Origin of the sequence: Pseudomonas zanjanensis (assembly GCF_014268745.2) — a bacterium.
Taxonomy (GTDB): domain Bacteria; phylum Pseudomonadota; class Gammaproteobacteria; order Pseudomonadales; family Pseudomonadaceae; genus Aquipseudomonas; species Aquipseudomonas zanjanensis.
Genome location: NZ_JABWRB020000003.1, coordinates 530,689 through 552,404 on the forward strand (window position 1 = coordinate 530,689; position 21,716 = coordinate 552,404).

Genomic DNA, 21,716 nt, shown 5'->3' on the forward strand with positions numbered 1-21,716 from the left:
TTTGTCGATGTTTTAAGAGGATTTTTGATTGCTTTCGGTTTTTGTGACTTTATTAGTCGATATTTATCGTCTATAAAGTGACCACTGCCTATCGCCCAGGAGATGACCCATGACAACGTTGCACAGCACTCCGCGCGCGGATGGTTTCCACATGCCTGCCGAATGGGCGACCCAGACCCAGGTCTGGATGATCTGGCCCGAGCGCCCGGACAACTGGCGCCTGGGCGGCAAGCCCGCACAGGCTGCCCACGTGGCGGTCGCCAAGGCCATCGCCCGTTTTGAACCGGTGACCGTGGCGGTGTCCGCGGGCCAATACGAAAATGCCCGGGCGCGGCTCGACGTGCCGAATATCCGCCTGGTGGAAATGTCCAGCGACGACGCCTGGGTCCGCGATACCGGCCCGACGTTCGTGATCAACGACAGCGGTGAAGTGCGCGGTATTGACTGGGACTTCAATGCCTGGGGCGGCTTTGACGGCGGCCTGTACGCGCCGTGGAACCGTGATTCGCAAGTGGCCGGCAAGATCCTCGAGCTCGAGCGCAGCCCACGTTATCGCACCGAAGGTTTCGTACTCGAGGGTGGGTCGATCCATGTGGATGGCGAAGGCACCGTGATCACCACCGAGGAGTGCCTGCTCAACCGCAATCGCAACCCGCACATGAGCCGTGAGGAGATCGAGGCGGTGCTCAGTGCGCAATTGGCCGTGGATAAGATCATCTGGCTGCCGGACGGTCTGTTTAATGACGAAACCGACGGTCATGTGGATAACTTCTGCTGTTACGTACGGCCTGGCGAAGTCCTGCTTGCCTGGACCGACGACCCGCAAAACCCGAACTACACCCGCTGCCACGCGGCGTTGGACGTGCTGCAAAACAGCACGGATGCCAAGGGGCGCTCGTTTACAGTGCATAAAATGCCGATCCCGGGGCCGTTGTATGCCACCGCAGAGGAATGCGCGGGCGTGGATGCGGTGGAGGGTTCCCAGGAACGCAACCCAAGCGTGCGACTGGCCGGTTCCTATGTGAACTTCCTGATCGTCAACGGCGGCATCATCGCGCCGAGTTTTGACGACCCGCTGGATGCACCGGCCAGGGACATCCTGCAGAACTTGTTCCCGCAGCACGAAGTGGTCATGGTGCCAGGACGCGAACTGTTACTGGGCGGCGGGAATATCCATTGCCTTACCCAACAGCAACCCGCGCCGCGGACAAAGTGAGTGGCGATGTAACAGCCTGGTGATATCGCCAGCGCCGGCTCTAAACCGGTGATTTTGGATCCATCCCGGCAAGCCCGCGGCCCGATTGGGTCGCGGGTTTTTTTGTGTCCGTTCGTGGGTGGGCAGGGATGGATTGGCATAGCTCTTGTATTGGATCAGCAGCAGTTCCGGGGAAGGGAACTGAGTTGTTTTGTCATAAACCTTGGATAAATTAGCCGCTCATCAACCAGGAGAGGGCGCTGGAATGAATATGACAAGCGAGCGCACATGCCATCCCTTGGCCGTTAATGGTGAGTCGCTTCAAGCGTTGGCGCAGTGGTTGAAGTCCAACGGAACGCGTCAGATCAGAGAACCTGATCCGCGCCGGATGATCGTTGAGCGGTACCCTGCTGGCCTGTTCAGCGAGGCTGAGCTGGAAGCACTGTGGGATGTGATGCAAGGATAGAATTCTACGGATTGATAAAAAGCGCTGGCCGGGATGGCAGCGCTTTTTTTGTGTCCGCTGGATTTGTGGATTGATGCAATTTCCCTGTGGGAGCGGGCTTGCTCGCGAAGGCGTCGGGTCAGCTACCTATGCGGTGACTGACACACCGCTTTCGCGAGCAAGCCCGCTCCCACAGAGGATGGTGTTCAATTCTGGGCATTCGCCCGATCCACGAAACACACTGAAAGCCGTTCCGGCGTTTTTCCGCAGCGCTCGCGAGGCTACCCTGCTGCCATCGAATCCCCATGGCTAGCGGAGTTTTCCATGACCACTCTCCATTATATCTACGACCCGCTGTGCGGTTGGTGCTACGGTGCCAAACCGCTGGTGCAGGCGGCCCAGGCTGTATTGCCAGTGATCGCCCATGGCGGCGGCATGATGACCGGCACCAATCGCCAGCAGGTCTCGCCACAATTGCGCAATTATGTGATGCCCCACGACCGGCGCATCGCCGAATACTCCGGGCAGCCCTTTGGCGAGGCCTATTTCGACGGTTTGCTGCGCGACCACAGCGCGGTGTTCGATTCGGCGCCGCCGACCGCCGCCGTCCTTGCGGCCGAACAGCTCGGCGGCCATGGCCTGGAACTGCTAGGACGGCTGCAAACCGCACACTACGTCGAAGGGCGGCGCGTTGCGGACGAAACCGTCCTGCTGGAGCTCGCTCAATCCATTGGCCTGCCGGCCCAGGCGTTCCTGGCGGCGTTCCGCGCGGCTGATGTGCAGAGGCATATCAAGGCCAGTCGCGCCTTGCTCGCTCAGGTTGGCGGTCAGGGCTTTCCAACTTTGGCTCTAGAGCGGGACGGCCAGTTCACATTGATCGACATCGGCTCCTGGCTGGGCAAGCCCGAGGCATTCGCCCAATGGTTGAAGCGAGCCGTGCCGGAGCAGGCATCGGCGCCATCAGCGACTTGCGGTTTGAACGACTGTTCGCTTTGATCGATTCTTAGATGTTTTTCGCCTAATTACAGACGATTCACGAAATTGACACACCGTTGAGGGCGCGACTACGATTCGTCCTACGCCTGTGGCTGACAGCCATGACTCTTAAATAATAAAAAGGCCCGACACGATCAGACGTGGGCGGGCCTTTTCATTATTTCCAGGAGCAAGAGTCCGAAAAAGAGCGCAAAGCGCCATTTCGGCTGCTCGCCGCGGTGCGTATCAACCCGTACAAGGAAAATAATCATGTTGAACAAGCGCATCAGTTTGATCGCATTGGGGATCTTGAGCACGACACACGCCATGGCCAATGACCAGGCGGAGTCAAAGGGGTTCGTTGAAGACAGCAGCTTGAAAGTGCTGTTGCGCAACGCTTATATGAACCGCGACTACAAGGACGGCAGAGAAGACAAGGCCGAATGGGGCCAGGCGGCCATCGGTACGTTCTCGTCCGGTTTCACCCAAGGCACGGTGGGCGTGGGTGTCGATGCCTTTGGCCTGTACGCGTTGCGTCTGGATGGCGGCAAGGGGCGTAGCGGTGCGCAAGGCATCGACTTCTTCAAGCAAGGCGACAGCGGCAGCGCGGCCGATGATTTGTCCAAGTTCGGTGCGGCGGTCAAGTTCCGCGTTTCCAATACCGTACTGGCCTACGGTGACCAGATGCCGGCCCTGCCGGTGCTGAGCTATGACAACTCGCGCCTGCTGCCGGAAAGCTATACCGGCACGCTGATCACCTCCAAGGAGATCAAGGGGCTGGAACTGAACGCCGGCCGTTTCACCGCCGAATCGCGCAAGAGCGCCGAAGGCCATGACAGTGGTGGCCTGAAGTCGATCAACGTGTTGGGCGGCAGCTATCAGTTTACCGAGCAGTTCAAGGCTTCGCTCTACGCCTCGGATGTCGAAGATGTATTGAAGAAGCAATACGTAAACGCCAACTACGTGTTCCCACTGGCCAAGGATCAATCCCTGACCCTGGACTTCAACGGTTATCGCACCAAGCTGGACGACAGCTACGTTCGTGAAAACAACGTCACCGGCGACGACAACAAGATCTGGAGCCTGGCCGCTACTTTCGCCACAGGCCCTCACAGCTTCACGCTCGCCCACCAGCGCAGCACCGGCGACAGCAACCTGGGCTACGCCTACGGCGGCTATCAGCGCGAGCAGAACCGTGTGGGTGATGGCGGTAACACGATCTACCTGGCCAACTCCTACTGGTCCGACTTCAACGCTGAGGACGAGCGCAGCTGGCAGTTGGGCTACGGCCTGGACTTCACCACCTTCGGCGTACCGGGCCTGACCTATAACGTCGCTTACGTACGTGGCGATAACATCACCACGTCCACCAGCGAAGGCGGGACCGAGCGCGAGATCTTCAACCAGTTCAAGTACGTGGTCCAGAACGGCCCGGCCAAGGACTTGAGTGTCAGGTTGCGCAGCTCTGTGTTGCGGGTGTCGCAGAAATCCAGCGAGTACAACGTCAGCGGCAATGAGCTGCGGGTGTTCGTGGATTATCCGATCAGCGTCTTCTGATGCCTGATCAGGTTGTAAGTCGATAACGGTGGCGAGGGGGCAAGCTCCCTCGCCACCGTTGATTCATGCCTGCCTGAAGTGAACAGCATGGCGACGCCAAGCTCGGGTTCTTTTTGCTTTTAGCTCAAGAAAAGCCGCTGGAATCGCCTGTTTCCCCGAGAAAAAGTCGTCTTTATGTAACGTTGCCCGCCGTTTCAAGCGCCGCTTGAAATGCCTCAAATACTTTCTCATGGACGTAAATCCTGCACCTACTAGATTAGGCCGCTCAACGCAGTGGAGACCTATGAAAAATGATCGTTCTGAACAGGGAAGTGGGCGAAGCGCTGAGACGTGACAAATACGTCAACGTTCGCGGTGGGGACTTCAACCTCTACGGTCATTTCGGCGACTTTGTCCGGCTGACCAAAAGCTGGGAAAACATGGAGCCCGACAGTTACTACGGCCAGGCCGAGTCAGGCATGCGTTTTCGCCGCTACAGCGACTTCGAATACAACCCAACGACCCGTGAGCTCAAGCAGCTCGAGCACCGGGCCTACGTTCAGTCCAAGGCCAACAACAGCTATGTCGGCGGACTGGAGCGGCACTTCGAGGATTTCTCCAACGAAGTGATCAACTCGCCGGTGATGCGCAGCCTGATCGACACGGACTTCGAGGTGTACAAGAACGTCCTGCCGCAGGAACTGCACGATGAAATCTGGCAGTGCCAGATCCATCAGATCCGCATCGAGATCAAGCCGGGCAAACAGCTGGAAATCACCCCTGAAGGGATTCACTGCGACGGTTATCCGTTCAGCGGCGTGCACTTCTGGGGCCGTCAGAATGTGGCGGGGGCGGAAAGCCGCTTGTACACCGCCCAGGAAGAACAACTGGCGGCGACGACTTACGAGGACATTCTCGACACCACGTTTTTCCTGGATCGCGACATGCGCCATTACGTAACCCCGGCGCGCAACACCCATAGCCATGACATGGCGTACCGGCAGATCCTCGCCATTTCCTTCTCGCGGCCCGGGACCGCTTTCGACATTGTTCGCTGAACGGCTCGAACCCATGGACGACCTGACGCAGCAAGTCCTGTTGCGTCGGGCCATGGTCCGGGACGCCGAGCGGCTGGAGCGATTCTTTCGCGGTTTCGACGAAGTGTCGTTCTGCGAATGGCAGGATGCCCGATTCTTGCGCGGCGTGTTGTTGCAGGACACCACCACCGCGTACCTGGCCATCGATGCGAGCGGTGAAGTGGTGGGCGCGGTGATCGGCGGCATGCTCGGCACCCGCGGCACGATCAATCACCTGGCGGTCAGCCCGCAGCATCGCACCAAAGGCCTGGGCCAGCGTCTGGTCGAAGCGGCATCGGCAGACATGAAGCGGGTGGGCGTGCTGCGCATGTTCCTTTTCGTCGACGATGCTAATCTGGCCGGCAAGCGTTTCTGGGCCGCCCAGGGGTTCTGTGAGCCTCGGGGTGAAATCACCTTCGAGAGGGATTTATGAACAAGACTTCCAGCCAGCCGCTGGCGGTCGAACCACAAGCCTCGCGTACCTTTGCTGAAGCCAGTCCGGTGGTAGCGGGTTATTTCACGGTTTCGTTTGTGTTCGGTCTGATGGCGGTCAACGCCGGGCTGCCCCTGTGGTTGCCGGTGGCGATGTGCCTGTTCGTCTACGCGGGCGCTTCGCAATTCGCGGCGCTGGCGTTGATTTCCAGCGGTGCCTCGCTGACCACGATCGTGCTCACCACGTTTCTGATCAATGCCCGGCACATGCTGATGTCGGTCTACATGGCCAAGGCCCTGCGCGCGCTGGGGCTCAGTCGTTTCGAACGCTGGTGCTACGCGGCGGGGCTGACGGACGAGTCATTCGCGTTCCACAGCGTCAAGCTCGGCAGCGGGGCGCCGGTGAGCGTGCGCTACCTGGTCGGCTTCAACCTGTTCTGCCATACATCCTGGGTGCTCGGTGGCTTGCTGGGCGCAGTGTGTGCGCAATACGCGGCGCACCTCATCAAATACCAGCTCGACTATGCCCTGACGGCGATGATGCTCTATGTGCTGGTTTCGTTGTGCGACACCCGCAACAAACTGATCGCGGCCCTGGCGGCTGTCGTCTGCATGGGCGGGCTGAGCCTGCTGGGCAACTCGCCGTTCAACGTCTTCATCGCCACGTTCGTTGGCTGCGGGGTAGGCGTATGCCTGACCAAACGTTCCTGATCCTGGTCGTGGTCCTGATGATGGCCGTGACCTTCCTGCCGCGCGCCCTGCCGTTGCAGATCAATACCGACCACTGGCCGCCCTTCGTCGCCCGTGCCTTGGAATACCTGCCCGTGGCAATCGTCGCTGCCATCAGCCTGACCCCGTTGTTGATCAAGGACCAGCAGATACAACTCGATCGCCCTGAATTTTATGCCGCGATCCCGACGCTGTTATGTGCGTATTTCAGCCGCAACCTGTTTCTCAGTGTGGCGCTGGGCACGGCGGCGTACATCGCGCTCGGTTCGTTCCTGTAGCCTCAGGTCCACCACATCGTGCAGCGCCTGCCCAGATAACTCGGGATTGTTCACCGCCAGGCGAACCTCAAGGAAATCCTCGAAGTCCGGGAAAATCGCCAGGCCGTTGCCCAGCGCGGCCTCCCGGGACACCAGGCCCAGGCCGTCGAGCTGCGTGATCAGCGACAACGTCAGCGTTTCACTGCAGGAATAGACCATGCGCTGGCTCGACCCGTATTCGCCCAGGCCAGCGTCGAGAAAACGCAGGAAGCTGTGGGAATACGGACATTCTTCTGCCGGACGCACCTGAAACTTGTCACCGAGCAGGCCAAGGGAATCGTCCTCGTCGCCACAATGGGCACCGACCACCCGCACCTGCACATCCGGCATGGTGATGCTGGTAAAACCACCCTGTTGCTGCCCGATCAGGATCGCCAGGTCAAAATCTTCATTCCTGAGCTTGCTCAGGTTCTCCATCGACTCGGCGTAGCTGAACTCCAACTGATACTGGGGAAACACCGCGATCAATCGGTCGATCATCCGCCGGTTGAACTCCGCCGGCAGGGTGGTATTGAGCGCCACTTTGAGTGTGCGCTGTCGCGGCGTCTTGAGCGCTGCGACTTTTTCTTCCAATTGCCGGGTGGCAATCAGCACCTGATCGATGAAGGGGGTCAGTTCCGAGCCCTGGCTCGTCAACGTCAGGCCTTTGTTCGAGCGCCGGAACAATCGGAAACCGAACTGCTCCTCGACCTTGTTCAATTGCGCCGCCAACGCCTGCACCGTGAGGCACGAATGCTCGGCCGCTGCCGACAACGAGCCGGTCTGCACGATACGCATGAGGTTGCGTAGGGTTCTGCTATCCATGAGGTAATGCCCTCTGCTTAAGTGGGCTCGCTATTGTTGTGCATCTGAACCGGGCCAGATGGTCATGCTGGCTATCATCATGCACCTTGCCACGCTTGTCGCGATTTTGTGCCAAAAAGCGCCGGGAGGCGATGGTTGGAGCTTATGCGGGATTTGGGGGTTTTGCCGGTTTGGCGTGAATTGGCTTATATCGTTCGCCTGGCTAACGCTTTGCTTGCAACCTTGTCAGAAATTTCCCAAGAAAGAAAAAGCCTTGGCTGATATCCCCGTGCTGTTCGAACGGTTGAAATGTGGCGCTTACATTAGAGAGGCATCGCCACGTCTGGATCGGTTGGATAAAGGCAATTGCCGGCGTCTACGAAACATGCAAGTGGTTGCTGAAGGTCACTTGCATGAATCTTCCTGGGACGAAGGAGGTGTCTGGGCAAACAAGCTGGAAAGATCTTGGCTTGCCCGATATTCGAGATATTTCGATCGCGCCGACGGCCTCCCCAGTACGGGAGTTACCCGGTGCTGTTGACTTCGACAGTGCCCTGAAACAGGTAGCCTTGGGTTTTGGGCTGCAAGAAGATATGGATACCGTCTGGATAGATACACCATATGTGCCGGTGATTGTCAGGCGGCGCTACCTTTTACATATCGTGGAGAAAAGACCCAACGCCCGGGAGCGCTTCACGGAATTTGCAGTGGATACGGTGCGCAACCCTTTAGAGATTTGGCGGGTTCTTTACTCTGACGGGTCGTATCGCCTCGCGTTCATAGGCGTGTACGCGGCGAAATACCAGATGCTTGTGGTGATCAATGTCGATCATGGGCACGTGCTCTGGAATTTCATGAACTGCGATAAGAAGGCGCTTAACAAGCACAGGCATGGCCATTTGGTTTATCAGCGAGGCTTGGGCCTCCAAGAATAAAAGCAGCCCAAGGGCTGCTTTTATTAAAGAGTCGCTTGATATTGTGCTCCCTCAAGCAGGGGAGAAGAGGTCTCACCCGGGCGCTAATGTTCAGGTCATCAACGGGGTTCCTAACGCCGACTGTTGCCACCTGAAGGCAGTCGGTTTCGCGCTCTTGAAGCCGATTTTCTGACATGGTTAAGGTTTATGTCAATCCGTGCCGTGTTCTTCTTCAAGTCAGAAATGTAACAAGGGGAAGCCTGGAGAATTCATCCATTCAAGCTTTTTTGTTCGCATAAGAATAAAAACTTAAAAATAATCCATATCTGTACTATCCTCTAAGCACCACCCCGCTACAAAGGAGCCCAAACCCATGGCGACTTCCTCCATCACCCTCAACGCACAGCAACAATTGGATTCCCCGGACGCGGGTCGAGTCGCGTTGAAGTTTTTCTTCAACCTCATGGCGCTCTGGGGTTGCAGCGTCGAGCAGCAGCGCACCTTATTGGGCAAGGTGGGCAATACGACCTTCTACAAGTACAAGCAATTGCCGGAAAACGTGAGGCTGCCTCGCGATACGCTGGAGCGCATTTCCTACCTCATGGGTATTCACAAGGCGCTGAGCATCATCTTCAGCAACAGCCGGGACCGTGCCTATCAGTGGGTCAGCAGCCCCAACACCGCGGCACCGTTCAACGGCCAGTCGGCGCTGTCCTACATGTTGACCGGTCGGGTGGTGGACATCGCTGATGTGCGGCGATACCTCGACGGAGTGCGCGGCTGATGGTGCCACCACTGGCGGACCCGCAATGGAAACGGGCCTATCGGATCGTCAACAGCAGCTTCCCGCCGATTTCGCTGTTTGAAGACGTACTCGACCCCGAAGACCTGCCCACCGCCTATGCCCTGGAAGCGTTGACCAATGATCGGCTGATGGAACAGGCTGGGGTGCTGTCCCGGGTACGCCCCGAAGACCGTATTTCCGGGCCCGGTTCCTCGCCGGTGATGGCGGCGTTTACTCACATCGGCAAGAGCAGCCGCTTCAGCGATGGCACCTTCGGCGTCTACTACGCCGCCAGCAGCCAGGAAGCGGCCATCGCCGAAACCTGCTATCACCAGGCACGATTCCTCGGCGCGACCAACGAGCCCGACCTTGAGTTGACCATGCGCACTTACGTCAACAAGGTCGTCAAACCCTTGCACGACATCCGCCACGACTATCCCCACCTCCACGACCCGGACCCTACCGCCTACGGTCCATCCCAAGTGTTCGCCCGACAACTGCGTGAAACCCTGTCGTGGGGGCTGCTGTACAACAGCGTCCGATTGCCCGGCCACGAATGCGTGGCCGCGTTTCGCCCGCCGGCGGTTTCGATTCCGGTGCAGGGTAAACATATTCGGTATGTCTGGAGCGCCCAGAAGCGGGAGATTTCGTTTGTGTTTGAGGTGAGCGAGGTGTGAGGCAGGGTTTTTAGAGTGTTTTATGGCTGGGCAATAATTATTGCCCAGCCATAATTTTCAGTAATTCGCGATTATTGAAACCAGAGGCTGCTATGCAGCCCACGGGAGCAAGCTCCCTCGCCACAAGAGCGTCTATTGATCAAATCTTGAACTGCTGCACCGAAGCCTGCATCGACCCCGCCGCATCGTTCAATTGATCCGCGGTTTGCGTCAGATTGTGAATGGAACGGGTGTTCTCGCGAGACTGCTCGGCAATCGACTCCACACGCTGGGCCATTTCATCACTGGCTTTGGACTGCTCGGCAATGGTCTGGGAAATTTCCTCCACCACTTCGGCCGCATGCCGGGCGCCGGTGCGGATTTCGCTGATGGACACCCCGGCCTGCTGGGCCAGGTTGACGCCTTCGTCCACACGGCTGACGCAGGCCTGCATGTTCGCCACCGCGTCCCGGGCGCTGGACTGGATGCGCTCGATCATCGCAGTGATTTCCTGGGTGGACTGCGTCGTGCGCGCCGCCAGGTTGCGCACCTCATCGGCCACCACCGCAAAACCACGGCCCGCCTCACCGGCGCGAGCGGCCTCGATGGCGGCGTTGAGGGCCAGCAAGTTGGTCTGTTCGGCGATGCTCTTGATCACCTGGATAATCGAATGAATGTCTTCGGATGAGGCGTCCAGCGCCGTGATCTTGCTGGACGATTGGTTGACCACCTCGGCGATCCGGTTCATGCCTTCCACCACCCCGAGGATCACTTGGCCACCGCTGCTCGCCAAATGCTCGGACTGCGCTGAAATCGTCCGGGCGCTGTCGGCGTGCTGATGGATCTGGCTGATGTTCGCCATCATCTGCTCCATGCTCGCGGCCATGCTGGTCGCGCTCTGGGCCTGTTGATCGGCGCTGGACACAATCTGCCGGGCCGTATTACCCAAATTCTGGGAGGTGCCGTGCAACTCATCGCTCTGGCTGCGGATCGTGGCGATCATCTGCCGTAGATTGGTCTGCATCTGCTCGATCACGCCCTGCAACTGACCCAGCTCGTCCTTGCTCTGGGCCCCCATCGAGCGCTGCAAATCCCCTTGGGAAATCGCCTGGGTATTGAGGATGATCTTGTTCAGCGGCGTCAGCACCGCCTTGAGCAGGCTCCACGACAACAGCGCCAGCGCCACGCAAGTGGCCAGCAACGTCGCGATCAGCCAGCGCTCCGAGGTGTGAATGCTGTGGTCCTGATGATCACGCGATGACTGCGCCTGGTTTTCGATCAGCTCGCTCACCGCTTCGTTGCGCTCCTCCAGCGCCGAAAACGCCCCGTCGAACTCCGCCCGCAACGCCTGGCCATCCTGGGCGCCGTTCAGCGCCTTGCCAATGACTTGCTTGGCTTTATCGATGTAGGTTTCGACCTGGGGCTTGAGCTCGCCAATCGCCTTGGCGACATCCCCCGGCAACTTCGCCTCGGCATTTTCGGCGATGACCTTGCGCATCCGCTGCGTATGCTCATCGAACGCCTCCAACACTTCCTTCGCCCCCTGGGCATCCCCCGGCTTCACCAGCAGGGCGGCGAGCACATCGGCACGAATGGCGTCGTGCATCATGTCCGCCTCCATGTGCTTGCGCATGGCCGAAATACTGGTCTCGTTCTGCACCAGGGCCTCGGTCATCGTGTGATAACCCCACAGCCCGATACCGCCAAGCAACAGCGCAAAAGAAAGACTGACCAACCCCGAGCCTATGACCTTGGTGCGGATTTTCATCGCTTACTGCTCCTTGGAGCGGGGGAATTCTGGGAAGTGTAGTTGAGCGCAAGCGGAGCCTTGGAACAGGCAATGCCCTTATTCGAGGCTATCGGCGGGGGGAATGATTAGATGAGCCGTGGCGAGGGAGCTTGCTCCCGCTGGGCTGCGCAGCAGCCCTTCTTTATTTCGTGGTGACTGAGGAAAGCCCAACGCTGCCCCGCTCGTGAGCAGCATTGCGCCTGCGGCCCTTAAGCCGGATTGCTCCCCGGCGCCTCCAGCACCTTCACCACATCATCGATGACGGCCTTGCTCATATCCTGCAAATAACACGACGCCCAGGCATACCGATCCGTACTGCGAATCATCGCCGCGTCCTCGGCCAGGACCTTGGCAACGTGGAGCAGGTCGGAGGCGTGGGACAGGGCTTCGCCGATGGGTATGCCGCTGTTGACGCGGAAGAGCGGGCGGTCGGAGTGGTAGCAGAAGGGGGTTAGGCCTGGGGTTTTGAGGTCTTGCGGATTTGGCATTGTCTGGCTCCTTGACTGTGAGAGCCGCAACCGTCCTTTCCTACGGGATTGGGTGGCGGCCATGCACGGGGTAGGAAAACCGGGAATCAAGGCACCCGGCACACCCGAAGGTGTCCCGCGCACAGCCGCCATAACGCATATCGCAGACACAAAAAAAGCGCCTGCAATAGTAAGCGAGGCGCAGCTGATGCGCCTTGATTTACTTCGGGTTTCCTACGCCCGGTCGCTGAATTGGCAGCGACGGTCAGAGAGTAGCTGGCGATTGGGGAGGGTGCAATCGTGGCGCGATGCTGGCGGGTGAGGGCTTCGTTTTGCATGCGCGGATCTGCCGAAACATCTCATCGTTTTAGCGCATAAAAAACCCGCACGATTTGAGCATGCTGACCGGGTCAACCTAGGCTTGGCGGGTGTTTGGCAGTCATTTTAGGCTGCTGGAAAAGGTCGTCAACGTCATGATGAAAGTATTTGTAACCCTGGATTGGAGGTGGACGAGTTTAGGGGGTTGCCGGACTCAAGCTTTTCCTTCAATGTAAAGACCTATGTCATTACAGTGAGGGCCATCTCATGGCTTCCATCAACGTCCGTATCGACGACGACCTGAAGGCGCGTGCATACCGCGAGCTGAAAAAGCTCGGCGTTACCCCTTCTGAGCTGATGCGCCAAGCCTTGCAGTACGTAGCGGAGCGCGGCCAGTTGCCGTTCAAGCCCGTCCTGATGACCGAGGACGATGAAGCCTTGATCGCAACGGTGCGCGAGCGACTCGCAGCCCCGCAGCGGGTTAAGGTTTCGCTAGATGACCTATAGCCTCGAATTCGATGCACGGGCATTAAAGGAATGGCACAAGCTAGGGGATACCGTCCGTGAGCAGCTCAGAAAGAAACTCGCTACGATCATGGCCAATCCGCGCATCGAAGCAAACCGACTGCATGCCTTTCCTGATTGCTACAAGATTAAGCTGCGGAGCAGCGGTTATCGGTTGGTTTATCAGGTGATTGACCAGGAGATCGTGGTGTTTGTCGTGGCTGTCGACAAGCGTGAACGAGATCAGGTTTATCGGAAAGCGGCTGAGCGATTGCGTGGTTGAGTTCGACGGTCGGTGCGATCATCGAAAGGTGACCAAATTAATCCATTTTTTTGCGCGCCCCTATAAATACTCTTAGTCAGGAACAACCTCGGCCATTTTCGGCTGAGGTCCTTTCCTCCTGGCTGGAGTTCAACTCATGAAAACCATGATCTTGTTTGGTAACGATACCCCCGTCGACAGTACAACCCATATTTGGTTGATGACGATTGGTCACGTGGCTTACTTCATTCCTCGTTGGTGATCTCGATGTCCGATGGTTCTTGGGGCCATCGGACATTGTTGCTTCTTAGCCCGCTTGCCGCACATTAAGGCTTATTCCACGGCACCAAAAGGGAGACTGATGGGCATCGCCCGGCAAATCGATGCGCAACATAAATATTGCGAGCGCATCTTTTTTGTTGCACGGTATGCTCCACCGAAACGGCGAAGGATGCACATGAAATACAGCGAGTTTCGGCAATGGTTGAAAGCCCAAGGGGTTGAGTTTCAACCTGGGAAGGGCAGTCACTTCAAGGTTCCTTGAATGGCAGGTCAACTGTGTTTCCCGACCATGGAAGCCAAGGAAATGGGCAAAGGGTTGAGGCCTAGCTGTACCGGTAGTTGAGGCAGAGGAGAAGCGGCATGTTTGAATATGCGTTGGAAATTCACGAGGAGCCGGGCTGCGTCTGGCTGTCGTGCGCGGAAATTCCGGAAATGCACGCCGCTGGCGATAATCTCGCAGACGCCTTGGACGGTGCCCTTGATGCGATCGAGACAGCACTGTCCATCTACGTCGATGAACGTCGGGCAATTCCCGACGGTAAACCAGATGGGAAGACAGACCATTTCCTGCTCCGCCTGCCTGCTCTAACTGCAGCCAAGGTTGGGCTGTGGAATGCGCTTCTGGAATCTGGAATGAGCAAAGCCGAGCTGGCGCGCCGCCTGGACGTACAAAGGCCTCAAGTAGATCGTCTGGTCGACTTTTTGCACCACTCCAAAATTGAGAACGTCGAGCGCGCTTTGGAACAACTCGGGCGCCGACTCTCGCTTTCAGTGGAAGCAGCCTAGGCCCAGTGGCTGATCGCTGATGACAAGCCCCCACAACGTCGCTGTCGGGGGCATTTTTGTACCTGGACATTGGGAGGCGGGTGCTTCGATTGCCATTGTGGGTGAGGATCATTGGCAAAAGATGCTGTTAGGTTGAGCGGGTCCAAGAAAGGCTGCCCGTTGTCTTGGCTGGAAGATTGTCGATGGGTTTGATGGCCTCATCGCGAGCAAGCTCGCTCCCACAGGTTTTCAGGGGGTGGAGGAAAAGTGAATGCCCAGAAACAACAAAGCCCTCGCATTTCTGCGAGGGCTTCGTTTTGTATGGTGCCGGCACCAGGAGTCGAACCCGGGACCTACTGATTACAAGTCAGTTGCTCTACCAACTGAGCTATACCGGCGTGTGGGCGACGATTATAGCGATTGGGCGCGTTCTGTAAACCCCTGAATTCTGACTATTTTTGCATGACCCATGCTCAAGCGCGGCGCAGCAGGGTGCGTACTTTCTGCAAGGCTCGCCACGCACGGCTGTTTTGCATGGCGTGAAGTTGGGCTTCGGCCTGTTCCGCCCGTTGCAGTGCAGCGCTGAGCTGTAGGTCTGCATCGTCGACGGGGTGGCTGAGTTTGTGGCCTTTGCAAAGTTGAAAGCCGTCGAGGTTGCACGGGGGGATGTCGAAGGCGGGTTTGAGGGCCAGGTGTTCTTCGGCGAGGTAGTAGGTGTTGATGCCGTCGAACAGGATGGATTGGTAGCCGGCGTCGGTTACCAGGTTTTCCCAGGTCTGGTCGCGGGCCCATGGGGTTTCGATGAGGATGATCCAAGGGCGCCAGCGGCTGAAGTCCATGCCGCGCAGCACGGTTTCTTCATGGCCTTCGACGTCGATTTTCAGGAAGTGGATGGGGCGGTCCTGGGCGTATTGCTCGCAAATGGAGGCCAGGGTGCGGGATTGGACGGTCTGGGTGCGCACGTCCATGCCGGCGTCGCGGTGTTGTTGGGCGACGCTGGTTTCTACTGTGGATAAGCCTGTGTCGGCGATGGTGTAGAAAGTCAGGCTGTCGGCGTTTTCGCCGGCCACGCATTGCAGGTTGATGTCGTCCGGGCGTTGTTGGCAGAGTGCGTCGTGGTAGGCCGGTACCGGTTCGATGTTGATGCCGCGCCAGCCACGATCGTAAAACGCGCGGGTGACCGAATCATCTGTCGGATGGTTGGCGCCGACGTCGAGGTAAAAGCCGTTTTCCACCGATTGAAGGGCGCGCCACAGGCGTATGTCTTCGAAGTTTTGTGCGTAGGAAATGAACGTCACGGCCAGTCCTTGAGTGTGTCGGCATTGTGTCAATCACGATACGTTGGGCTGTTGTATAGCACGGGCGCGGTGGACGCAATTATTGGCGCGGGGCAGCACTGAATTCGGCGGTTATGTCGTTTTGCTTAGACGCTTATGCACAACGGGCTGGATGACGCGCAGGGTATCTTGCGATTTTGTGACCGCTTTCGCGTTTCGTCGCAAATGCCTGTTTTCATGGTTTTTTATCCATATGAACAAAAAATGACCAATGCTGATTCGGTCAGGAAATCGCGGATTTCTTGGATCCGAGTTTATTTCATCAACAGAGTTATCCACAGGCTGTTTCGTCTCAGTAACGCTCTGCCAGCAACAGAAGATTGCGCGGCGTCAGGGGTGTTTCGCAGAAGGTGCCAAGGCGAACGTCGTAGCCCTTTTGCGTGAGGAAAAGTGCTCGGTCCAGCACCAGCCAAAGCTCCAGTGGCCGTCGGAAAAGGCCTCGCAGCAACTCCAGGTTGCGCACCTCGGCCAGGCGCTGGTGACCTGCTGCTTCCAGAGCGACCCAATCAGGCGTGCCGACTGTGGATAAGTCTTTCAGGGCCGCCAGATCGGTGCAGTACTGGGCGAAGGATTTTTCCAGCCAGGCGCTGGGCAATGACGGGGTGGGCAGGTAGTCGTCGCACCCTCTGATCTGCCGTTGCAGGAGGTCGAAACCCAGGCGCCAGGCCATCGATTGGTCCCGCTGTCTTCTTACACGCGCGCCAGCGGTGACGGTTTCGGTCTGCGGCAGGCCGAGATCGTCGAGTGATAGCTGTAGGGCAGAGACTTTGGCTGCGTCGGACAGTGCTTGATAGCGCTCGCTGCTGACGCGGTTGTAACAGCATGGCGCGATAGCCAGTTGTGCACAGCCAGCGGCGCTGGCCAGGTGCATCAGGCGCACATGCAGGTCGCCGCAGGCGTGCAGGGCCACGGGGGTGTGTCCCGGATGCAGTGCCTGGGCCGCGTCCGCCGCGAGCACATCTTGTTGCCGGTGCGTGGCGGGCAGGTGATGGCGCTGGCTCAACAATTGGCCGCTGGCGACCAGCTTAGGATCGTACTCCAGGCAGGTCAGTTGCTGCTCACCTTGCACCAAGCGGCGACCGAGATGGCCTTTGCCGGCGCACCAATCGAGCCAGTGAGTTGGCGGGGTGGTGAAGCGCAGGCGGCTGGCGAAGGCTTCGATCTGTTGCCATTTACGCCCGGGTACGTCGACGTTCAGGCGATGGCTTGGTGCTTCGAGCGTGTTGGCGGGTAATGCTGCGACAGCGCTCAACGCGCGAGAGGTAGCGGCCAGTTCCGGGAAGGGCGCTGGCGCGTCTTCCATCAACCATGGCTGGTGATGATCGTGTTCCGCCGCTTCCAGCGATCGCTGGCGTAGCCATTGGGCCAATTCCGGGTGGGATGTTTCCCAAGGCAGATGCAGATGGGTGAACGGACGTGGTTTCCACAGTGCCTGATGCGCTGTGAGAAAAACCTCCAGCGCCGTGAAGCGGGCGAGCAGTGCCTCGCCCGTCAGAACGCCGCTGTCAGCGTCCTTGGCAGGCATCGACACGCAACCAGCGTTCCAGTTGCTTGAAACCTTGAACCAGGACGAAGGACATCAGCAGGTAGAACATGCCCGCCGCGAAGAAGATCTCCACCGGCATATAGGTCCGGGCAATGATGGTGCGGGCCATGCCGGTGAGTTCCAGCAGGGTCACGGTGCTCGCCAGGGCGCTGGCCTTGAGCATCAGGATCACTTCGTTGCTGTAGGCCGGCAGGCCTATGCGCGCGGCGCGGGGCAGCATGATGTAGAACAGCGCCTTGGGCCGCGACATGCCCAAGGCCCGCGCGGCTTCGATCTCGCCACGGGGGATGGCCTGGATCGCGCCGCGCAGGATCTCGGCGATGTAGGCAGCCGTGTGCAGGGTCATGGTGGCCGTGGCGCACCAGAACGGATCCCGCAGGTACGGCCACAGCGCGCTGCTGCGCACGGCATCGAATTGCGCCAGGCCGTAGTAGACCAAAAACAGCTGGACCAACAGCGGTGTGCCACGGAAAAAGAAGATGTAGGCGTAGGGCAATGCCCGCACCTGCCATAGGCGCGAAGAGCGGGCGATGCCCAGTGGAATCGCCAACAGCAGCCCGGCGATCACGGCGATGGCCACCAGCTCCAGGGTCAGCGTCGCGCCTTGGGCCAGCTTCGGCAGCCACTTGATGATGACGTCCCAGTTCATTGGGTGCTCCTGGCAAATCCACGGGCGGCGCGTCGTTCCAGCAGGTGCATGCCGATCATGGCGAGCACCGTCAGGCCCAGGTACATGAAGGCGGCGACCATATAGAAGGTGAACGGTTGCTTGGATACGGTCACGCCGATTTGCGCATGGCGCATGATTTCTTCCAGGCCGATCACCGAGACCAGCGCGGTGTCCTTCATCAGGATCATGAACAGGTTGCCCAGGCCAGGCAGGGCGATGCGCCACATTTGCGGCATGATCAACCGGGTGAAGATCCGCCACTTCGACAGGCCGAGGGCGACGCCGGCCTCGCGGTGGCCCTTGGGGATCGCCAGGATCGCGCCGCGAAACACTTCGGTGGCGTAGGCGCCAAAGCACAGGCCCAGGGCAATGACCCCGGCGGCGAAGGCGTCGAGGGCGAGGTCGGGGTTGCCGAAATACTCACCCAGGGCACGCATCAGGTTGACGGTACCGAAATAGATCAGCAGTACCCAGAGTAATTCCGGGATGCCGCGAACCAGTGTCGAATAGGTGCCGCCCAGCCATTGCAGCGGCTTGTGCGGCGAGGTCTTGGCCAAGGCGCCGAGCAGGCCGAGCACCAGCCCCAGGCAGAGGGCCGTGAGCGCCAACTTGACGGTCATCAGCGCGCCGGCGGCAAGCGCCGGGCCGAATCCGTAGAGATCGATCATCATGGGTAGGAATTCATATCGCGGCAGGCTTTGCTAAGGGCCGGCGCTGCCAGAGAGCTGCGCCGGCCAGGCACGTCAATATCAATAGATATTGAACGGGAAGTACTTGTCGTTGATCTTTTTATAGGTGCCGTCGGCCACGATTTCTTTCAAGGCCGCGTTCAGCTTGTCGCGCAGCGGATCACCCTTGCGCACGGCGATACCGATCTTGTCGCTTTCCACCACCGGGTCGCCCTTGAATTCGTAAGCACGGCCAGCATCGGTTTTCAGCCAGTCGTAGTTCACGTATTTGTCCGCCAGGATCGCGTCGACGCGGCCGGAGGTCAGGTCCAGGTAGGCGTTATCCTGGGTGTCGTAAAGCTTGGTGGTGATGTCGCTGCCCATTTCATCTTCCAGCCAGGTGCCGGCGAGGGTGGAGCGTTGTGCCCCGATGACCTTGCCGTTGAGTGAGGCTTTATCGGTTTTGAAGTCGACATTTTTTGGCGCGATGAATTGCAGTTTGTTGGAGTAGTACGGGTCAGTGAAGTCCACGGCCTGCTTGCGTTCTTCAGTGATCGACAGCGACGAGACCAGGAAGTCGAACTTCTTGGCGTTCAGGGCCGGGATGATGCCGTCCCAGTCGGAAGTGACCACTTCACACTCGACTTTCATCTTGGCGCACAAGGCATCGCCAATGTCCTTATCGAACCCCACGACCTGGCCGCTGGCGTCCTTGTTGTTGAACGGCGGATAGGCCGCTTCGATGCCCATCTTCAGCTTTTCGGCCGCCATGGCGCTGGCCGAGAAGACCAGGCTGGCCGCTGCGGCCATGAGGAATTTCTTGTAGGTCTGCATGTGTACTGCTCCGTTAGCGGTTGCTGGACATGAATTGTTTGCAGCGCGCCGAAAGCGGGTTCTCGAAGACCTGCTGTGGCGATCCTTGCTCCTCGACCAGGCCTTGATGAAGAAACACGATTTCGCTGGAAACCTGACGGGCGAAGCCCATTTCATGGGTGACCAGCAGCATGGTGCGTCCTTCTTCGGCCAGGGCGCGGATCACACTAAGTACTTCCTGGACCATTTCCGGGTCAAGGGCGGAGGTGGGTTCGTCGAACAGAATCACCTTGGGCTGCATCGCCAGGGTGCGGGCGATGGCGGCGCGTTGTTGCTGGCCGCCGGACAGCTCGGCCGGGTAGGCGTGGCGCTTGTCGGCGATACCGACCTTGGCCAGCAGCGCTTCGGCCACTTCGACGGCTTCGGCCTTGCTCTGGCCAAGCACCCGGCGCGGGGCTTCGATGATGTTATCGAGCACGCTCATGTGCGGCCAAAGGTTGAAGTTCTGGAAGACAAAACCGATCTCGCTGCGCAGGCGATTGATCTGTTTGCCATCGGCGGCCACCAGTTCGCCGTTTTTCGCGGCCTTGAGCTTGAGCTCTTCGCCAGCCACCAGGATCTGGCCCTGGTTGGGGTTTTCCAGCAGGTTGATGCAGCGCAGGAATGTGGACTTGCCGGACCCGGAGGATCCGAGGATCGAGATCACATCGCCGTCGCGGGCGGTCAGCGAGACGCCTTTGAGCACCTCCAGCTGTCCGTAGCGTTTGTGCAAATTGCGAATTTCAAGCGCGGGCGTGGCCTGGGCCATGTGCGGTCCTCATGGTATGTGCTCCCTTGCTGTTGGCAGCCTTCCTTGGCGAGGCGGCCAAGCTAGCATGCGTCCGAATGGCCGCCAACAGCGCGACGGGCGGTAAACCGGTGATGTGCGGCAGGTTGTCGCATCGGCACAGCAGACTGTCGCGCCATCAACAACCGAACGGCCGTTTGAACCTTGTTTACCGGTGAAAGCCCCGGGGAGTCGCGTAAAAAAAGGCGCGATGGTGCCAGCTTTGGGCGGGGGTTGGAAGGGTTAACCGGATGAGCGTTGCCGCAATCAAAAGTCTGTTGGGTTACTCGGGAGCGTCCTCCAGATCCCACAGTATTTTGAGCACCTCTTTGAAGCTGGCTTGTGCAGTTACGAAATCTGCCTGCACTTCAGGGCTGTGAAGCCAATCCTCCGCTGCTTCCTGGTCGATATCGTCAGCCCACTTTCGGTAAGCGACCAGGGTATTTTCGGTCAGAATCTGAACCGCCATGGTTTCGTTTTCAGCATTTTCGTTATCCAGCAGCTCGGGCTGTTCATTGGTCATGGCAAGAAGTAATGCCATCATCCTGACCATCATGTCGATGCGCCCCGCCTCTTCTTCGGCGTCTCGCATTTCATAAAACAGCGACAGGAAGTCTCTGGGGCGTTCTGCGAATTCGTCTTGCAGGGCATCCAGGAAGTAGGGATCGTCGTATTCGGGAAGATCAAACGTGGCGGCAGCAGGTTTTGCACGACTGACGCGTATTTGCTTGGCTTTTGCTTTTGCACGCTTGGCGCGTTTTTGTTGCTTGTTCGCGGAGGCCATGGGTGTGGTTCCGTTACTCGTTAAAGAAAGTGGCCCTAAAACTTGTGGAAGCGAGCTTGCTCGGGATAGCGGCAGAAAAGCCAACGGAGATATGAAGTTGATGGCTTTATCGTGAGCAAGCTCACTCCCATAGGAGGCTCGATGGAGCTGTTTTTTTAACTTCAAACCACCGAAGTTACAACCCCGGCTTCGGCGCAGTGGTCCAATCTTCGATGCGCAGTCCCGGGACTCTTTCGAATTCTTTCAGGTTATTAGTGACCACGATCAGCCCGAGGGAACGGGCATGGCCAGCAATCATCTGGTCGTAGGGGCCGATTGGTCTGCCAATCTTTGCCAACTCTGCCCGGATCATTCCGGTATGTGCTGCAGCCTCATAACCAAAAGGTAAAACCTCAAGTCGGGCACAGAACCCTTCGATGACGCCGAGATTTTTCTCTGGGGCGGATGATTTTTCTGCACCGTAGATCAACTCCATCAGCGTGACGGCGCTGATGCAGAGCTGGCCGTGATGACGATTGAAGGCTTCTCTAACGACCTGAGGTTTGTTCTTGATGGTGAAAATACAGACGTTGGTGTCGAGCATGAATTTGATCATCAGAAAGACTCGCGCTCCTGATCGGCAGGCTGCTCACGCTCTGCCATGAAGTCTGCTGTCGCGCTATCGCCGTCGAACCAGCTGTCCCACGCTTCGCCGGCCGGTGTAATGATGCGCGCTCTGCCTATGGCGATCACATCTACACGCTTTACGTCGCTTGGCATCGCCACTGCTTTGGGGAGCCGGACCGCTTGGCTGCGGTTGCTCATGAAAAGGGTGGTTTGTTCCATGTGCAGTCCTCCACTAAA

26 protein-coding genes and 1 tRNA gene are annotated in these 21,716 nt (G+C 58.4%); 14 read left to right on the forward strand and 13 right to left on the reverse strand.

All coding sequences use genetic code 11. The annotated features are described in order from the left end of the window. Positions 1-109: 109 nt before the first annotated feature. The 8 genes from aguA (at position 110) to HU715_RS22105 (ending at position 6,666) form a co-directional block, all read left to right on the forward strand. The gene (gene aguA / locus HU715_RS22070; protein WP_186707278.1) at positions 110-1,216 is read left to right on the forward strand and encodes an agmatine deiminase; all 1,107 of its coding nucleotides are present in this window, start codon (positions 110-112) and stop codon (positions 1,214-1,216) included. Between the two features lie 244 nt (positions 1,217-1,460). Next, on the forward strand, positions 1,461-1,661 hold the full coding sequence (locus tag HU715_RS22075; RefSeq protein WP_057449186.1) for a hypothetical protein: 201 nt from the start codon (positions 1,461-1,463) through the stop codon (positions 1,659-1,661). A 303-nt stretch (positions 1,662-1,964) separates the two neighbouring features. Beyond that, complete coding sequence (locus HU715_RS22080; protein WP_186707277.1) at positions 1,965-2,636, forward strand: DsbA family protein; 672 nt, start codon at positions 1,965-1,967, stop codon at positions 2,634-2,636. 249 nt (positions 2,637-2,885) lie between these two features. Beyond that, positions 2,886-4,172, forward strand: coding sequence for an OprD family porin (locus HU715_RS22085; protein WP_186707276.1), 1,287 nt, complete (start codon positions 2,886-2,888; stop codon positions 4,170-4,172). 290 nt (positions 4,173-4,462) lie between these two features. Then, entirely contained in the window at positions 4,463-5,209 is a 747-nt protein-coding gene (locus tag HU715_RS22090; RefSeq protein WP_186707275.1) for a 2OG-Fe dioxygenase family protein, read from the forward strand. Positions 5,210-5,222: 13 nt separating this feature from the next. Further along, positions 5,223-5,660 (forward strand): GNAT family N-acetyltransferase, encoded by a 438-nt coding sequence (locus HU715_RS22095; RefSeq protein ID WP_186707274.1) that lies wholly within the window; start codon positions 5,223-5,225, stop codon positions 5,658-5,660. Continuing rightward, on the forward strand, positions 5,657-6,370 hold the full coding sequence (locus HU715_RS22100) for an AzlC family ABC transporter permease (protein ID WP_186707273.1): 714 nt from the start codon (positions 5,657-5,659) through the stop codon (positions 6,368-6,370). The genes HU715_RS22095 and HU715_RS22100 overlap by 4 nt, the downstream gene beginning before the upstream one ends. After that, complete coding sequence (locus tag HU715_RS22105) at positions 6,349-6,666, forward strand: AzlD domain-containing protein (protein WP_186707272.1); 318 nt, start codon at positions 6,349-6,351, stop codon at positions 6,664-6,666. The genes HU715_RS22100 and HU715_RS22105 overlap by 22 nt, the downstream gene beginning before the upstream one ends. Here the strand turns inward: HU715_RS22105 and HU715_RS22110 are convergent. Beyond that, positions 6,583-7,509, reverse strand: coding sequence for a LysR family transcriptional regulator (locus HU715_RS22110; protein ID WP_186707271.1), 927 nt, complete (start codon positions 7,507-7,509; stop codon positions 6,583-6,585). The genes HU715_RS22105 and HU715_RS22110 overlap by 84 nt on opposite strands. Before the next feature lie 392 nt (positions 7,510-7,901). Between HU715_RS22110 and HU715_RS22115 the strand changes: the two genes are divergently transcribed. From HU715_RS22115 to HU715_RS22125, 3 genes are all read left to right on the forward strand, one after another. Further along, on the forward strand, positions 7,902-8,423 hold the full coding sequence (locus tag HU715_RS22115; RefSeq protein ID WP_186707270.1) for a PBECR2 nuclease fold domain-containing protein: 522 nt from the start codon (positions 7,902-7,904) through the stop codon (positions 8,421-8,423). Between the two features lie 352 nt (positions 8,424-8,775). After that, positions 8,776-9,186 (forward strand): MbcA/ParS/Xre antitoxin family protein, encoded by a 411-nt coding sequence (locus HU715_RS22120; RefSeq protein WP_060739641.1) that lies wholly within the window; start codon positions 8,776-8,778, stop codon positions 9,184-9,186. Continuing rightward, positions 9,186-9,863 carry an RES family NAD+ phosphorylase gene (locus HU715_RS22125; RefSeq protein WP_186707269.1) on the forward strand — a complete coding sequence of 226 codons (678 nt, stop codon included), beginning with the start codon at positions 9,186-9,188 and terminating at the stop codon, positions 9,861-9,863. Before HU715_RS22120 ends, HU715_RS22125 begins: the two co-directional genes overlap by 1 nt. 139 nt (positions 9,864-10,002) lie before the next feature. Here the strand turns inward: HU715_RS22125 and HU715_RS22130 are convergent, their stop codons facing one another. After that, positions 10,003-11,610 carry a methyl-accepting chemotaxis protein gene (locus HU715_RS22130; RefSeq protein ID WP_186707268.1) on the reverse strand — a complete coding sequence of 536 codons (1,608 nt, stop codon included), beginning with the start codon at positions 11,608-11,610 and terminating at the stop codon, positions 10,003-10,005. Positions 11,611-11,840: 230 nt separating this feature from the next. Further along, the gene (locus HU715_RS22135) at positions 11,841-12,119 is read right to left on the reverse strand and encodes a DUF3077 domain-containing protein (protein ID WP_024619250.1); all 279 of its coding nucleotides are present in this window, start codon (positions 12,117-12,119) and stop codon (positions 11,841-11,843) included. 564 nt (positions 12,120-12,683) lie between these two features. Between HU715_RS22135 and HU715_RS22140 the strand changes: the two genes are divergently transcribed. The 3 genes from HU715_RS22140 (at position 12,684) to HU715_RS22150 (ending at position 14,250) form a co-directional block, all read left to right on the forward strand. After that, on the forward strand, positions 12,684-12,923 hold the full coding sequence (locus tag HU715_RS22140) for a type II toxin-antitoxin system RelB/DinJ family antitoxin (protein ID WP_186707267.1): 240 nt from the start codon (positions 12,684-12,686) through the stop codon (positions 12,921-12,923). Continuing rightward, complete coding sequence (locus tag HU715_RS22145; RefSeq protein WP_186707266.1) at positions 12,913-13,203, forward strand: type II toxin-antitoxin system RelE family toxin; 291 nt, start codon at positions 12,913-12,915, stop codon at positions 13,201-13,203. Before HU715_RS22140 ends, HU715_RS22145 begins: the two co-directional genes overlap by 11 nt. 621 nt (positions 13,204-13,824) lie before the next feature. After that, positions 13,825-14,250, forward strand: a complete 426-nt coding sequence (locus HU715_RS22150; protein WP_186707265.1) for a type II toxin-antitoxin system HicB family antitoxin — start codon at positions 13,825-13,827, stop codon at positions 14,248-14,250. A gap of 301 nt (positions 14,251-14,551) precedes the next feature. Here the strand turns inward: HU715_RS22150 and HU715_RS22155 are convergent. The 10 genes from HU715_RS22155 to vapB all read right to left on the reverse strand — a co-directional run bounded on the left by HU715_RS22155 (position 14,552) and on the right by vapB (position 21,698). Beyond that, positions 14,552-14,627 (reverse strand) — tRNA-Thr (locus HU715_RS22155). A 75-nt stretch (positions 14,628-14,702) separates the two neighbouring features. Further along, positions 14,703-15,527: an FkbM family methyltransferase gene (locus tag HU715_RS22160; protein WP_186707264.1), complete on the reverse strand. Its 825-nt coding sequence runs from the start codon at positions 15,525-15,527 to the stop codon at positions 14,703-14,705. A gap of 331 nt (positions 15,528-15,858) precedes the next feature. Then, complete coding sequence (locus HU715_RS22165) at positions 15,859-17,091, reverse strand: methyltransferase (protein WP_186707335.1); 1,233 nt, start codon at positions 17,089-17,091, stop codon at positions 15,859-15,861. Then, a complete protein-coding gene (locus HU715_RS22170; RefSeq protein ID WP_039592683.1) occupies positions 17,072-17,761 on the reverse strand; it encodes an ABC transporter permease in 690 nt (229 codons plus the stop codon). Before HU715_RS22170 ends, HU715_RS22165 begins: the two co-directional genes overlap by 20 nt. Beyond that, entirely contained in the window at positions 17,758-18,453 is a 696-nt protein-coding gene (locus HU715_RS22175) for an ABC transporter permease (RefSeq protein WP_186707263.1), read from the reverse strand. The genes HU715_RS22170 and HU715_RS22175 overlap by 4 nt, the downstream gene beginning before the upstream one ends. Positions 18,454-18,531: 78 nt before the next feature. Further along, positions 18,532-19,284 carry an ABC transporter substrate-binding protein gene (locus HU715_RS22180; RefSeq protein WP_186707262.1) on the reverse strand — a complete coding sequence of 251 codons (753 nt, stop codon included), beginning with the start codon at positions 19,282-19,284 and terminating at the stop codon, positions 18,532-18,534. Positions 19,285-19,297: 13 nt separating this feature from the next. Next, on the reverse strand, positions 19,298-20,071 hold the full coding sequence (locus tag HU715_RS22185; protein ID WP_079301527.1) for an ABC transporter ATP-binding protein: 774 nt from the start codon (positions 20,069-20,071) through the stop codon (positions 19,298-19,300). Positions 20,072-20,372: 301 nt separating this feature from the next. Then, positions 20,373-20,873: a hypothetical protein gene (locus tag HU715_RS22190; RefSeq protein ID WP_186707261.1), complete on the reverse strand. Its 501-nt coding sequence runs from the start codon at positions 20,871-20,873 to the stop codon at positions 20,373-20,375. 175 nt (positions 20,874-21,048) lie between these two features. Next, entirely contained in the window at positions 21,049-21,468 is a 420-nt protein-coding gene (gene vapC, locus HU715_RS22195) for a type II toxin-antitoxin system tRNA(fMet)-specific endonuclease VapC (RefSeq protein WP_186707260.1), read from the reverse strand. Next, entirely contained in the window at positions 21,468-21,698 is a 231-nt protein-coding gene (gene vapB, locus HU715_RS22200) for a type II toxin-antitoxin system VapB family antitoxin (protein ID WP_058546214.1), read from the reverse strand. Before vapB ends, vapC begins: the two co-directional genes overlap by 1 nt. Between the last annotated feature and the right edge of the window lie 18 nt (positions 21,699-21,716).

Excerpts from the sequence above, each read along its gene's own strand:
- HU715_RS22085 (WP_186707276.1), top strand. The coding sequence starts at position 2,886 with ATGTTGAACAAGCGCATCAGTTTGATCGCATTGGGGATCTTGAGCACG.
- vapC (WP_186707260.1), bottom strand. The coding sequence starts at position 21,468 with ATGATCAAATTCATGCTCGACACCAACGTCTGTATTTTCACCATCAAG.
- HU715_RS22105 (WP_186707272.1), top strand. The coding sequence starts at position 6,349 with ATGCCTGACCAAACGTTCCTGATCCTGGTCGTGGTCCTGATGATGGCC.
- vapB (WP_058546214.1), bottom strand. The coding sequence starts at position 21,698 with ATGGAACAAACCACCCTTTTCATGAGCAACCGCAGCCAAGCGGTCCGG.
- HU715_RS22165 (WP_186707335.1), bottom strand. The coding sequence starts at position 17,091 with ATGCCTGCCAAGGACGCTGACAGCGGCGTTCTGACGGGCGAGGCACTG.
- HU715_RS22185 (WP_079301527.1), bottom strand. The coding sequence starts at position 20,071 with ATGGCCCAGGCCACGCCCGCGCTTGAAATTCGCAATTTGCACAAACGC.
- HU715_RS22095 (WP_186707274.1), top strand. The coding sequence starts at position 5,223 with ATGGACGACCTGACGCAGCAAGTCCTGTTGCGTCGGGCCATGGTCCGG.
- HU715_RS22170 (WP_039592683.1), bottom strand. The coding sequence starts at position 17,761 with ATGAACTGGGACGTCATCATCAAGTGGCTGCCGAAGCTGGCCCAAGGC.
- HU715_RS22150 (WP_186707265.1), top strand. The coding sequence starts at position 13,825 with ATGTTTGAATATGCGTTGGAAATTCACGAGGAGCCGGGCTGCGTCTGG.
- HU715_RS22180 (WP_186707262.1), bottom strand. The coding sequence starts at position 19,284 with ATGCAGACCTACAAGAAATTCCTCATGGCCGCAGCGGCCAGCCTGGTC.
- HU715_RS22075 (WP_057449186.1), top strand. The coding sequence starts at position 1,461 with ATGAATATGACAAGCGAGCGCACATGCCATCCCTTGGCCGTTAATGGT.
- aguA (WP_186707278.1), top strand. The coding sequence starts at position 110 with ATGACAACGTTGCACAGCACTCCGCGCGCGGATGGTTTCCACATGCCT.
- HU715_RS22175 (WP_186707263.1), bottom strand. The coding sequence starts at position 18,453 with ATGATGATCGATCTCTACGGATTCGGCCCGGCGCTTGCCGCCGGCGCG.
- HU715_RS22125 (WP_186707269.1), top strand. The coding sequence starts at position 9,186 with ATGGTGCCACCACTGGCGGACCCGCAATGGAAACGGGCCTATCGGATC.
- HU715_RS22145 (WP_186707266.1), top strand. The coding sequence starts at position 12,913 with ATGACCTATAGCCTCGAATTCGATGCACGGGCATTAAAGGAATGGCAC.
- HU715_RS22135 (WP_024619250.1), bottom strand. The coding sequence starts at position 12,119 with ATGCCAAATCCGCAAGACCTCAAAACCCCAGGCCTAACCCCCTTCTGC.
- HU715_RS22115 (WP_186707270.1), top strand. The coding sequence starts at position 7,902 with ATGAATCTTCCTGGGACGAAGGAGGTGTCTGGGCAAACAAGCTGGAAA.
- HU715_RS22100 (WP_186707273.1), top strand. The coding sequence starts at position 5,657 with ATGAACAAGACTTCCAGCCAGCCGCTGGCGGTCGAACCACAAGCCTCG.
- HU715_RS22080 (WP_186707277.1), top strand. The coding sequence starts at position 1,965 with ATGACCACTCTCCATTATATCTACGACCCGCTGTGCGGTTGGTGCTAC.
- HU715_RS22090 (WP_186707275.1), top strand. The coding sequence starts at position 4,463 with ATGATCGTTCTGAACAGGGAAGTGGGCGAAGCGCTGAGACGTGACAAA.
- HU715_RS22140 (WP_186707267.1), top strand. The coding sequence starts at position 12,684 with ATGGCTTCCATCAACGTCCGTATCGACGACGACCTGAAGGCGCGTGCA.
- HU715_RS22120 (WP_060739641.1), top strand. The coding sequence starts at position 8,776 with ATGGCGACTTCCTCCATCACCCTCAACGCACAGCAACAATTGGATTCC.
- HU715_RS22190 (WP_186707261.1), bottom strand. The coding sequence starts at position 20,873 with ATGGCCTCCGCGAACAAGCAACAAAAACGCGCCAAGCGTGCAAAAGCA.
- HU715_RS22110 (WP_186707271.1), bottom strand. The coding sequence starts at position 7,509 with ATGGATAGCAGAACCCTACGCAACCTCATGCGTATCGTGCAGACCGGC.
- HU715_RS22130 (WP_186707268.1), bottom strand. The coding sequence starts at position 11,610 with ATGAAAATCCGCACCAAGGTCATAGGCTCGGGGTTGGTCAGTCTTTCT.